Origin of the sequence: Psychrobacter sp. UBA3480 (assembly GCF_002377945.1) — a bacterium.
Lineage (GTDB): Bacteria > Pseudomonadota > Gammaproteobacteria > Pseudomonadales > Moraxellaceae > Psychrobacter.
Genome location: NZ_DFQV01000020.1, coordinates 473847 through 487537 on the forward strand (window position 1 = coordinate 473847; position 13691 = coordinate 487537).

Annotated in this window: 7 protein-coding genes; 3 read left to right on the forward strand and 4 right to left on the reverse strand. The window is 45.1% G+C overall.

The window, feature by feature from the left end:
- The 3 genes from B2863_RS09295 to ligA all read left to right on the forward strand — a co-directional run bounded on the left by B2863_RS09295 (position 1) and on the right by ligA (position 7536).
- Entirely contained in the window at positions 1 to 3939 is a 3939-nt protein-coding gene (locus B2863_RS09295; protein ID WP_296209627.1) for an AAA family ATPase, read from the forward strand.
- A gap of 215 nt (positions 3940 to 4154) precedes the next feature.
- A complete protein-coding gene (locus B2863_RS09300) occupies positions 4155 to 5171 on the forward strand; it encodes a cell division protein ZipA C-terminal FtsZ-binding domain-containing protein (protein WP_296209630.1) in 1017 nt (338 codons plus the stop codon).
- A 238-nt stretch (positions 5172 to 5409) separates the two neighbouring features.
- Entirely contained in the window at positions 5410 to 7536 is a 2127-nt protein-coding gene (gene ligA, locus B2863_RS09305; protein ID WP_414706923.1) for an NAD-dependent DNA ligase LigA, read from the forward strand.
- Between the two features lie 76 nt (positions 7537 to 7612).
- Here the strand turns inward: ligA and B2863_RS09310 are convergent, their stop codons facing one another.
- The 4 genes from B2863_RS09310 to B2863_RS09325 all read right to left on the reverse strand — a co-directional run bounded on the left by B2863_RS09310 (position 7613) and on the right by B2863_RS09325 (position 13358).
- On the reverse strand, positions 7613 to 9187 hold the full coding sequence (locus tag B2863_RS09310; RefSeq protein ID WP_296209633.1) for an RNA-directed DNA polymerase: 1575 nt from the start codon (positions 9185 to 9187) through the stop codon (positions 7613 to 7615).
- A 77-nt stretch (positions 9188 to 9264) separates the two neighbouring features.
- On the reverse strand, positions 9265 to 9828 hold the full coding sequence (locus B2863_RS09315; protein ID WP_296209636.1) for a hypothetical protein: 564 nt from the start codon (positions 9826 to 9828) through the stop codon (positions 9265 to 9267).
- A gap of 331 nt (positions 9829 to 10159) precedes the next feature.
- Complete coding sequence (locus B2863_RS09320) at positions 10160 to 10570, reverse strand: hypothetical protein (protein ID WP_101204281.1); 411 nt, start codon at positions 10568 to 10570, stop codon at positions 10160 to 10162.
- 328 nt (positions 10571 to 10898) lie between these two features.
- A complete protein-coding gene (locus tag B2863_RS09325; RefSeq protein ID WP_296209639.1) occupies positions 10899 to 13358 on the reverse strand; it encodes a YgiQ family radical SAM protein in 2460 nt (819 codons plus the stop codon).
- Positions 13359 to 13691: the final 333 nt, after the last annotated feature.

Genomic DNA, 13691 nt, shown 5'->3' on the forward strand with positions numbered 1-13691 from the left:
ATGCGTTTAAAATCTCTAAAGCTGGCAGGCTTCAAATCCTTTGCCAATCCAACCACTTTTACTTTTCGTCATGGTATCACTGCCATCGTCGGGCCGAACGGCTGTGGCAAATCCAATGTGATTGATGCTATCCGCTGGGTGCTAGGCGAAACCTCTGCCAAGCAGTTACGCGGCGGGGCGATGAGTGATGTTATCTTTGCCGGTACGCAAGATAAAACAGCCAAAAGCGTCGCCAGTGTCGAGCTGACCTTTGAGCATACCCAAGATGAGCAGACTGGTATTCGCCACGAGTTTAACTTGTATCAAGAGTTATCGGTTCGTCGTCAGGTAAATAAGGATGGTCGCTCAGATTATTTTATCAATGGTACGCGTTGCCGTCGCCGCGATGTAGTCGATGTGTTTTTAGGTACGGGACTGGGGGCACGTAGCTATGCGGTGATTGAGCAAGGCATGATTGGGCGCATTGTTGAGTCTAGCCCCGTGCAGCTGCGTGAGTTTATTGAAGAGGCGGCAGGTGTCTCACGCTATCAGGCTCGCCGTGAAGAAACGCAAAAGAAATTAGAGAAAACGAAAGACAATCTAGCGCGTCTGCATGATATGCAAAGCGAATTACTACGCCAGCAGAAAACACTGTCTAAACAGGCAGCGAGCGCGCAGCGTTATGAAGAGTTGGCGTTAACACTAGCTGATATCGAGCAGCAGCTCGCCATTCAGCAACTCTATCAAGCCAAGCAAACACATCAACAGCAGAAAGTAGCGCATGAACGTAGTGCTACTGAGGTGTCGACACTTCAAACTGACTACGACACGCTCAAAGCTCAGCAAGACAAACTCACTGCGCGAATCAATCAAGAGCAATGGCTCAAAGACGATGCTCAAAGCGCTCACTATCAGCAGCAGCTCAGCTATCAACAAGCGGAACATAAGCTAAGCGATGCTAAATCACAGCTGACTACTATCGAGCAGCAACTGTCTGGCTTGGCTCAGCAACGTGCGCAATCACTCGCTGATATCGAACGCCTAAAAGCTGAACAAGCTGAGCAGAATCAAGCGCTAGAAGTATTACGCCCGCAGCTGACTGAGCTAACTGATAAACGCAATAACTATAAACGCAATGAGCAGCCACTACAGCGCGCGTGGCATGAAGCGCAAAACAATCTGTCACGCTTGCAAGATAAAACCCGTTCGCTTGAACAGCAGCAAGCTATTAACGCTCAAGCACAAAAGCGCCATCAGCAAAGCTATGATAAATGGCAACGCCGCGAGCAAAACTGGCAAAACCTGTGGCAGCAATTACAGCAGTCTATAGCGCCATCTAGTCGTACCGATATGAGTAAGACGGATGATACGCAAGATCTAAGTCAGATGCTAGAACAGCAAGTCACTGAGCTAAGCACGCAGTTGCAGCAAGTTGGGCGTCAATACGAAGCCGTCGATGAACGCTTGTCCGAGATACAACCGCAAGCGCATAGTTTGCAGCAGAGACTAAACGCACAGCAGAGCGAGCTGAGCGATGATGAAAAGCGTCATGCGCTGTTGGCAGGCGAATACGATACCCTGCATCAGATATTGCATCCGAAACCTATACAACAGCAATCAGAAAAGACTCAATCTACCGCGACAGATAATGCAGATAGCGATGGCATATATCATCAGCCGATAGCCATTGCAACGCTACGTGAGCAAATTGAGCTAAGTGCGAAGGGGCAGGAGTATGCGCCGCTACTCGATAGTATCCTAGCATTGTGGCTAGATAGCCATGTGCTGGTTGCTAATCAACAAGCTAATCAAATCAAGCAATCAGACGTTAACAACGCTAATAGCATTTCTCAGAAAACTGATAGCCTCTGGCAAGTGCTTGAGCATGACGTTGCAGACTTACTGACTTATCAGACGGCACAAAATACGCCTGCCAGTGCAAAAGATAAAACTCTAATAGAGACAGGTCATAGCTTATGGTTGCCAACTGCGAAAAGTGATATTAGTGAAAATGCGTTTGTCAGCGAATTGCCAGACAATTTGATTGATAAAGTGTTGCCATTATCGCAGTTGATTACTCAGCCGCTACTCTCGCTATGGCAGCAGTGCTATATATATACGGCGCAGTTTGAGACCAGTCAACAGAATGAGATTGACACACTTACTGATGTACTAAAATTATTACCATCGTCCGCTATCCTACTTACCGCAGATGGTTGGCTCATCAGTCGTCATGGAACGATTAATTTAAGCAAATTCGCTGGTGCGCAAGATAATCAAAGTGATAGCAGCAGTCAATTTCTCACGCAGCGTTTAGAGCATCGTACGCGGTTACAAGTATTAGAAGACTTGCTTGATGAGTTTGAAATCAAAATACAAGATCAGCAAAAATCTATTCTAAAAGACCAGCGAGATTATGATGCGTTGATGGTCAGTTTGGAAGAAACGCGTGCGCAAGCTGATCAGTTAACCCGTGATAAGCATAAATACCAGCAGCAGCTGACGACCGAGCGAGCTAATGCCGAACGCTTGCAAGCGGATAGCCAACGCCTGAACGCTGATAAAGTAGCGCTTGAGCAAGAAAAGCAAGAACTGGCGCAAGAGCAACAAACGCTTGAACAAGAACAACAGCATATTGAAAGTGAGATCACCACACTCACTCCGCAAATAGCAGAGGCACGAGCGACAAACCAGCAGTTGCAAGCTGAGCGCAGCGAGCTAAACCGCGCGCGTCAAGCTGATGAGGACGCATGGCAAGCATTGCAGCTGCGTATTCAGCAGTATGAGATGCGCTTGGAACATAGTGTTAGCAGTCTGGCTCGTGCAACTGAGCAACATGATAAGTCGTTAGAGAATGAGCAAAGTCTACAGAGACGTTATGAGCAGCAGCAGACTAAATTACCAGAGCTACAAGCAGCGCTACAGTCTGCACAGGTAACGCGCGATGAGCAGCAAGTGCTATTGAACGAGCGCGATACTGCGCTAACAGCACTAAAACAAACGTACGCTGAGCAGCAGACAGCATTTGATACATTGCAAAATACATTACAAACGCAGCAAAGCGAGCTTGCCCGTCATGCTACTGAGCTGGCATTAAGTGCTGCACGGTTAGAGGATGCTAGCGCGTACACGCAGAACGCTTTAGATGCTTATTATCGTGTGAGTCATAAATATAAAGCGCAAGCAGAGCAACCTCAACAAAGCATGAGCGTCTCAAACCTGCTAGCAGATTTTATCGCTCATGATCGCCGCGTCCGTCCAGACAAAATCGCTGAGCTTGAATCTGAGCGCGCTAAGTTGACCCAGCAGTTGAGCAAGATTGGGCCAGTGAATTTGGCAGCGGTCGCAGAGTTGGCCGAAGTGAACGAACGCCTAGAGCCACTCGCACAGCAGACGGCAGATATCGCGGCCAGTATGCAGACATTGACCGAAGCGATTGCCTCTATTGATGAGACGACCAAGACGCTGTTTATGCAGACGCTTGATGCGGTCAATAAGGAGCTGGCCAATTTATTTGCCAAGGTCTTTGGCGGTGGACAGGCTAGCCTGACGTTGAACACCGACGAGATGCCAGCCAATACGCCAAAGTCCGAACAATGGCGGGCAGGGCTTACCTTAATGGCGCAGCCGAAGGGCAAACGTAACAGTCGCTTAGCGGTACTATCGGGCGGTGAAAAAACCCTTACCGCGCTGAGCTTGATTTTTGCGATATTTAAGCAGCATCCCGCACCGTTCTGTGTGCTTGATGAGGTCGATGCACCGCTTGATGATGCCAACGTCGCGCGCTTTACCAGTCTCATTCATGAGCTAGCAGACGATTTGCAGTTTATCTTTATCAGCCATAATAAATTAACGATGCAAATTGCTGATGAGCTAAAAGGTATCACTATGCCAAGTGCAGGCATTTCTACACTCGTCAGTGTATCGCTTGATGAAGCTGTGCGTTACGTAGAGAGCTAAGCGTGAAATAGTCGACACTAAAAGTGCTATGAGAATCAGCGCGATGCAAATATAATCAATCAATTGGCATAAATGCAAATAAGCTTGACCTCAGTCCAGCATACTGGTTATAAAGTACACAATGTGGTGACGATATAGGTCAGCCATGCTAGAATATTGCCATTTATGCTCGTTTGTGTATTCCCTTTTGTTATATATACTAGGATGTATTTATCATGACCGTTATTCAGTTTATATTGATTGCCATTGCCGCGTTTATCGTGCTCGCAGGGCTGTTTATGGTCATTCGTAGCTTTAAGCGCCGCGGTGCTACCGAAGCTGCTGCGGTCAATTATGATAAAAATGGTATTCCGATCATACCGCGTCACGAGCGCAACATCGTCGATCAGCCAGACCTTGATGATACGGTTGCAGGCGAGACGAGCATCGGTCCTGACCGTAGTTACTTAGATGCTGTGGTTGAAGAAGAGCCATTGACGCAAGCGCATACCAACGTTGACGCTCAACTAACGGCTGAGCGTGACCATATAGCAACTGACGACCATGACGTCATCGATGAAGCGGACTACGCTCGCTGGCAAGAAGAGCAACGCCGTGCCGATAGTGCTGAGTTTGTCGAAGTTGCCGATCAGATGCATATCGAGCAAGAGCCTGATGCGTTCTCTAGCCTAATGTCAGCGACCGATAGCCTGATGCCAACCATTGATACGGCAGAAGAGCCAAGCTTCGATGATAATAGCCCGATACTGGATCAGCATCTATCAGAATCAGGTGATGATGCGCAAAATGGTCCTTTAATTAATGCCAAAGACAATATCAATATCACCATCTTGCCGCACCAATATCGTGACCGTCCAGCGGCGATTATCCGTGGTCGTGATCTGTTAGCGTTGATTGATAAATACGGCCTACGCTATGGCGCGATGAATATGTTCCATCGCTATGAGCAAAAAGACGGCACGGGTATGTTGTGGTTTAGCATGATGGGCATCACTGATAGCGGTATCGCGCCGTTTGATCCGCATAGTGTCGCGACCAACACCTATAACGGTGTCGTCGTATTCTTGTCACTGCCGCATCCACAAGCCGTGCGCAGCTTCGATAGCATGATGAGCATTGCTTATATGATGGCAAGCGACCTTGACGCGATTATGCTTGATGAAGAGAACGAACCAATCACGCCTGAATACAAGCAGCAGCTACGTAACCAAGTTCGTGATTATGAGGGTTAGCAGCGCGAAGGCTAAGCTAAGAAAGTTAAAAGCTGTTTAATAGCAGAAATCATAAAAAGGGCAAATAGCGATTAACGTTATTTGCCTTTTTTAATAGGCTATAGTTTCTGCAAAATGCTAACCATAGTAGACTGAGCAAGCCTGACATGGTATTTGATTTATATAGGATTGACTATACCGAGCTTCCTACAAACTTGTTATCATATCGACATCTTGAATTGCAAAAAAGACGCCGACTATGACTGACTCTACATCATCAAATAATTCTAAAAACCCATCTACTCAAGTAGAAAACCAAGCACCTGCGACCTCTAATATACCCAGTCCTACCGATAGTAGTAGGGATAATAGTGTAGAGATTGTCTCAAAAATGCGTGCGCTTATTGAAGCGATTAAGACGCATAACTATGCCTATTATGTGCTCGACAGTCCAATATTAGAAGACAGCGAGTACGATCAGTTGCGTCGCTCCTTGCTTGAGATTGAAGAAGAATATCCAGATTTGGTGCAGCCAGATAGCCCAATCAATCAAGTCGGCGATATGCCGCTATCGGCTTTTACTCAAGTCACTCATGATATTCCGATGTTGTCGCTAGGCAATGTCTTTGAATATGATGATTTGCGCGATTTTATGCGCCGTGTCAATGATCGTCTCAGCGACTCGCAGCAAAACCCTGAATACGAGATGGAACTAAAGCTCGATGGGCTAGCTGTCTCACTGAAATATGAGCATGGTAAGTTTGTCCAAGCGGTCACGCGCGGTGATGGACAGACCGGTGAAGATATTACCCAAAATGCCAAAACCATTCGTAACTTGCCACTATGGATAGCTGATGCTGCTAATATTGAGTTGCTAGAAGTGCGCGGTGAAGTATTGATGCCAAAGGCAGGCTTTGAGCGGCTTAATCGACTGGCAGAAGAGAACGAGGGCAAAACCTTTGCCAATCCGCGCAATGCCGCTGCTGGTAGCTTACGTCAGTTAGATCCAGCCATTGCTGCTAGTCGTCCATTGGCATTCTACGGCTATTCGGTCAATCAGGGTTTGCCAGATACTATCGATACACAATCAGGGGCTTTGGCATGGCTCACTGAGCTTGGATTTACGGTCAGTGCCATAGAAGTAGTGGCAAATCCACGCGCCGCGCAGACCTATTATGAGTCAGTGATTGAGAGCCGTGCCAGTTTGCCGTTTGAAATCGATGGCATGGTGATTAAGGTAAACAGCCTTGCTCTACAGCAGCAGTTAGGCTACCTATCACGTGAGCCACGCTGGGCAACTGCTTATAAATTCCCTGCCGAAACGGTAATGACGCGTCTAAACGATATCGAGTGGCAAGTCGGCCGTACGGGTCAAATCACACCGGTCGGTAAGCTTGAACCTGTCAAAGTCGGCGGCGTCACTGTCAGCAATGTCACCTTGCATAACTTTGGCGAGATTCAGCGTTTGGACGTACGTGCAGGCGATACGGTCAGCGTCCATCGTGCAGGCGATGTCATCCCAAAAGTCACTCGTGTCTGGCACGATCAGCGCCCAGCCGATAGCGAGCCAGTCACGCTACCTTCGACTTGCCCTGTTTGCGACTCTCCTGTCGTCCTGCCGGAAGATGAAGCATTGGCACGTTGCAGCGGCGGATTGTTTTGCCCCGCGCAGCAGACCGAGGCGCTCATACACTTTGTCTCGCGCCGCGCGATGGATATCGATGGGCTTGGTGCGAGCTGGCTGATCAGCTTCTTTGAGCATGGTCTGGTCAAGACGGTCGCTGATATCTATCAATTGCATAACCATGCAGATGAAATGGTCACCTTTGAAAAATTGGGCGAAAAATCGGTACAAAATATCATTAACGCTATCGAATCTAGCAAGCACACGACGTTGGCTCGCTTTATCTATGCACTTGGCATTCGCGGTGTCGGCGAAGGCACAGCACAGAACTTTGCACAGCAATTTGGTGATTTAGACAGTCTAATGGCAGCCAGTATTGACACCTTGATAAAAACCCCAGATGTTGGAGAAATCACCGCCGAGCTGACCTATAAGTTCTTCCGTGCGCCGCATAATATCGAAGTCATCACCGCACTACGTGAAGCTGGCGTTCATTGGGATAAGGTCGAGCAGGTCGCCTCAGAAGGGCTCCCACTCGATGGGCAAACGTGGGTCATCACGGGAGCGCTCGATAGCATGGCGCGTGATGAAGCCAAAGCCAAACTACAAGCGCTGGGTGCAAAAGTCTCGGGCAGCATCTCGGCAAAAACCACTGCGCTACTGGCAGGGGATAAGGCTGGCTCTAAACTGACCAAAGCAGAAAAGCTCGGTGTCAAAATTGTGGCTGAGGAAGAGTTTTTGGCGATGTTGACAGAGGTGTAAAAGTGTAGAGTTTGAATGATGGGGTGGGTTGGTAAGAGTGAAACCCACCGATATTGGATTCTAACGAATAACTATTCTAGCTATTGAAAACTTGCTTTAAGAAACTAACTTTGTCCTTTTTCATTTTACTCCAGTAATCTTTCAAATCATTAGCTGGTAGAACCTCATAGTAGTATAGCCAATAATCATCTTCGTTATTACTGTAAAGATGTTCAGCTACGACTTTATGCTGTTTAACCGCTTTACTGCGGACTCCATATTTCTTTTTGTCATATAAATAGGCAAGTAATAATGTCAAGCAGTCATCTAGACTGCCAGTTTTTTCTAATAGAGTTGAGTTTATATCGAATTCAAAATCGTATTTCAATGAAAAGTATATTGAGTACGCTACAAGTTCATAACTATTACGCTCAGTACCATAATGAAGAAGATTCTCAGATATATTTTTAATTGTAGAGATATTTATTTCGTATCTCTCAAATAACTGATTCTCAAGTAAACCAACAAGGTATGGATAAATCATAACCAAATGATGAACCGTATCAATCAGGTACTCAACAGCATTAGTAGAAGCTCTTTTTCCAGTTATAACCTTTATACCATAATTTAATATAGTAGCATCATCGTCATTTTTCTTAAGTAAACTCAATAGAAAGTCTAAATAATTAACCATGACATTATAATTAAGGTAACTTATTAAACTTACTGGATGGTTAGAGGTATCAACAATCCAACTTGAGTTTTTTGTCGCCGGTAAGTCTTCTATAGAAACTTTCTTACCATTAAGAATTAGACCAAATTTCCGCAATTCATTAGAAAGGTCTGCTAAAAAATTTTCTGCCGTTTCATAGTTCTTTGTTAAACAAACATAGTCATCAATATGTCTTATAAATTTATAACCTTTTTTAACTAATTGATGGTCAATTACTACTAATATAATTTCAGACACTAAATTATATGCATGTGCACCTATTAAAATACCGTGTGTTTCGCCATTATTCGTATTCATCAAAAGTGTATCTAGTTCATTAAACCAAAATCCGCTACGGTTGACTTTTGCATTAGCTTTACCAGCAACTGCCCAAGTTAAAGAGTGAGTATATATGCTGCCAAAACAGTTAGATATATCTGCATGTGCCTGAAATCTTGATTTAATTTTAAACTTTAATAATGGATCATCGTCTTCCCTATAATCTGAAAAACCCATATCGAATAGTTGTTCTTTATCTATCTGGCGGTTTACAACTCTTAACGTGTCATATTTTCCTAAGACTAAAATCTTCTTATTCTCTTTAGTTTTTCTTATATGAATTCTACTTACTTTCCAGTCTTGGTTATCTGTATAGGTTTGGAAGTGTAATAGGATATCATCCCAGTTATTTTTCAAATTTAAACAGAGGTTTCTATATGCTATAGGATTTGGAATTGTAATAAGTCTGGGTATATTTACATTTCTGATGCTTTCATAATAGACAGGAGTCGTTTCTTTTTTCTGAAAGGTAGAGTCCTTTTGTTCTTTGCACCAAGCAAAAAAATCAACAGATTGTAAGAAAGACGGTAAATTGTCGCTAAACATTCCATAACTTAATAAACCCTCATAAACTTCCTGTGGGCTAAGTGAATGATAGTGTTGATAATATGATTTAAACATCGACTTCCTTGTCTATAAAATCTATATGGTTTTTTTAGTAGAATTACTATTTAGCTTAGAGAAGTAAAACCCAACTTCTACTCCACCATCTCACCATGCGCTTTCACATCACCTTTCTTACCATCTGGCTGAATCACGATAGGTAGCACCAGTCCTTTGGCAAAGTCATCAGACAGCACATAATCATAGCGACTGGCAGCGACATCGGGCGTGGTATGAATGATAAGCGTCATCTCATTGCCATCGGTTAGCTCATGTGAGACATAGGTTTCGCTGAGTTGATCTAATGCTTTCGATAGCGCTTCGTTACTTGCCATGCTCACCGTCAGATTATGCTGAGCGGTCGCAGCGTCCACTTTAAAGTAATCTGCATAGTCTCGGACGTTTTGACTATCGATCGCAAACGGATACTTATAGTTGGTAGGGTCAGCAGGCTTTGTACCGCTATCTACCAGTGACCAGTCGATGGTATCGGCTGCCGATGCAGTTGGATCTGTTGCTGTCTCCGCAGTTTGCTCAGTGGCATCGACGGAATCGGTAGCGTTATCGCAGCCTGTCAGCGCCCACATGCTTGCCGTTGCAATTACCATCATACTTATCAGACGCTTTGCCATCGAGTTACCCTTTTGATTGTTGGTCATGATTGATTTGCTCTATCTGCTATTTTGACAGCTTTCTTTGTGCTTCTCTAGCGAAATACATCAGATGGTAAATTTTGATATAGTCCAATCCACTATAAAGGAATGACAGCGTTAACCTCGCTAAGCATACTAATGTATAACTTGCACTCGGTTTCCTTGTGTCGAAATTATATTGAACTGACTATACAACTATCTACCTGATACTGTTTTTTATAGCCACCTTTATACACGTATCAAACGAACACGCATGAAAAAGCAGCCACTATTTAATGACTGCTTTTTTTCTGTTGCGACTATTTGTCTATTACGATATGAGCGTATCTCTAACTGATTAGATTTGGCAGTTTACTTGGTATTCTTTACCGTCAGCCCACTTCATCGCAAAGATACCTTTGTCACCTTTCATGTGCCATGCATAGACGACTTCTGGGTTTGAATCATTTACATAGCTTGCGACTTCGCCTTTCACTTTACCATTTAGGATGATTGGCTGCTCAGCCCATTTTACTTTTGGCAAGGTGACGTTGAGCATCACTTGTTCTTTGTTGATAGATTGCTTTGCCATGATTTTGCTGTCATCGGTACAGGTGTATGGTGCTGGTGCCATACGATCATAGGCAGCGGTTACTTTTTCTGGAACTGGCGTATCAGTTGCATCTGGGGTAGTGGGTGCGGTAGTCGCACAAGCGCTCAATAGGGCAAGGACTGGTAGGGTAGTCGCAATTTTAGTTATCATTTTCATAGTGCTCTCCAAAGCTTTTCGCTGATGTCATTTACTTGTTCTTAATGATGCGTTTAGCATATGAGGGTTATAGTAGCGAAAACGAACCATTTCAATGTTAGAAATTGTTCGTTACCTGTTAGCTTCGTTACCCAACCGCTGTCTAATGTAACTTGTAATCTATGACATGGTGAAAAGTAAACAGTGTTAGTTTGAAATGTGCATCTATGAAATTAGCGCATAAAAAAGCGCCTATCAACGAGTGGATGATAGACGCTTTTTTGTTTCACTTAACATGCGCTAAATTGAGCATGCGTTTTTATACTATGAATATTACTTGCTATGAATACTACTTAGTTTTACGCGGTGGCAGACCAGTATGCTGCGTTTGGAAATTGCCTTTGCTGACTTTCTTCTTACTGTTTTTACCGACAGCATTTTTACCCGCTGCACCTTTAGCTGACACACTGTTGTTTGACGAGCCATTACTACGCTTCACTGAGTCATTGCCAACACGGCTATTCTTTTTGCGCGCTGATTGGTAAGTATCTTGCGCGGCATCACGCCCTTCTAAACTGGCGTTAAATGGTGGAATCAAGCAACCACGGTTTTTACCAATCAAGTCACTACGACCCATGTCTTGTAAGGCTTTACGTAATAATACCCAGTTTTTTGGATCATGGTAGCGTAAGAACGCTTTATGCAATTTGCGCTGCTTGCCAGACTTGACGATATCCATGTCACCTTCATCACGGCTGACCTTATGTAGCGGATCTTTGTGCGTGTGATACATGGTAGTCGCGGTCGCCATTGGGCTTGGATAAAACGCCTGTACTTGGTCAGCACGGTAGCCATTACTTTTGAGCCAAAGCGCAAGGTTCATCATATCTTCATCTTTGGTACCCGGATGGGCGGCGATGAAGTAAGGAATCAGATATTGCTCTTTGCCTGCTTCTTGGCTGAACTGCTCAAACATGGCTTTGAATTGATCATAACTGCCCATGCCCGGCTTCATCATCTTCGATAACACGCCTTCTTCAGAGTGCTCAGGCGCAATCTTGAGGTAACCACCGACGTGATGACTGACCAATTCTTTCACATATTCAGGATCTTTCACTGCCAAGTCATAACGTAAGCCTGAAGCAATCAGGATCTTTTTCACGCCTTTGATATCACGGGCTTTGCGATATAGCTTGGTCAAATTACTATGATCAGTAATCAGGTTTTCGCAGACATCAGGATAGACACAAGATGGCTTACGGCAGTTCTTCTCAATTGTCTCGTCTTTACAGCTGAGGCGATACATGTTTGCCGTTGGGCCACCAAGGTCAGATATCACACCAGTAAAGTTCGGTGCGGTATCTCGAATTGCTTCTACTTCACGCAAGATTGAATCTTCTGAACGGCTCTGGATAATGCGGCCTTCGTGCTCAGTGATCGAGCAGAAGGTACAACCACCAAAACAGCCGCGCATGATATTGACTGAAAACTTGATCATGTCATAAGCAGGGATACGCGCATCGCCATAGCTTGGATGCGGCAAGCGTGCATACGGCAGGTCAAACACATAATCCATCTCTTCTGTCGAGAGTGGTACTGGTGGTGGATTGAGCCAAACGTCGATAGAAGTATGCGAATTACCAGCACCGCTGCTATGACGCTGTACGAGCGCACGGGCGTTACCCGGATTGGTTTCTAGATGCAGGATACGACTCGCATGAGCATAAAGCACAGGGTCAGATTTGACATGCTCGTAATCAGGCAGACGAATGACAGTTTTTTCACGTGGTGGCATTTTTAGCTTATGCTTACGTGCGGTCATTGGCTTATCAAAGCCGCGCATTTGTACCACTTGCGTCTCTTCATCGACTTGTTCAGCGTTGATAACTTTATTGGCGACAGGTTCTGCGACAAAACCCTGATATTGTGACGACATTGATGACATGGCTTGGCCAACAGGCGAGTCAGATGGTTTGTTCTGCTCAATTGAACAGCTATCAACGTCTTCGGTCATCACATAAGGGTTGATGATTGGATCGACACGGCCAACGGTATCGACATCGTTACTCGCAACCTCGGTCATGTCTTCTTGCCAGTGACGACGAGTCGGGGTTAATAAGTAAGCAGTACCGCGCAATTTGCTCATCTGCTCAAAGCTATAGCCTTTAGACAGACCATGTACCACATCGACGATCGCACGTTCAGCATTACCATATAGTAAGACATCAGCACGCGCATCCAGCAAGATACTACGGCGCACTTTGTCTGACCAATAATCATAATGAGCGATACGGCGCAAGCTGCCTTCGATACCGCCCAAGATAATAGGCACATCAGGATAGGCTTCACGGCAGCGCTGGCTATAGACGATAGCCGCGCGGTCAGGGCGTTTGTTTGCCACATTGCCGGGAGAGTAAGCATCATCGCTACGGATTTTGCGATCGGCGGTATAGCGGTTGATCATGCTGTCCATGTTGCCCGCGGTCACACCGTACGCATAGACAGGTTTGCCCAGTTCCATAAAGGCGTCTTTGCTCTTCCAATCTGGCTGAGCAATGATGCCAACACGGAAGCCTTGCGACTCAAGCAAGCGACCGATAATCGCCATACCAAAGCTTGGGTGATCGACATAGGCATCACCTGAGATGATGATGACGTCACAAGCATCCCAGCCCAGTTCGTCCATCTCTTTGCGGCTCATCGGCAGATAAGGCGCCGGCTCGTAGCAGCTCGCCCAGTGTTTGTCATAATCATAAAGTGGCTTGGTGCCTTGTTTAAAGGCAGTGCGGGCGATGGTATCGGCAGACATGGGCGGACCTGTTAATTAGAAAATTGGCACTAAAAATACGTCCCTTATCACTCACTGATAATAAAGGCGAATTTAAAAGCGCTCATTTTAACATGAATCGCCTTCACTATGCGACCTATTCTATGACGGAAGATTAATGATAAGTTATTGATAGCATGAGATAAACTGCTGATACAAAGTAAGTGATTGATGGAACGATATAATGGTAAAAACAGCTTAAGCAGAACAGTCGCATTATCAGCTCAATAAAACTTATTTCTAACAATCACTCTCTATCCTAGTTCAATTTATGCTTACATCGTCGCAAGCATAACTATCAAAATACTGATTTAT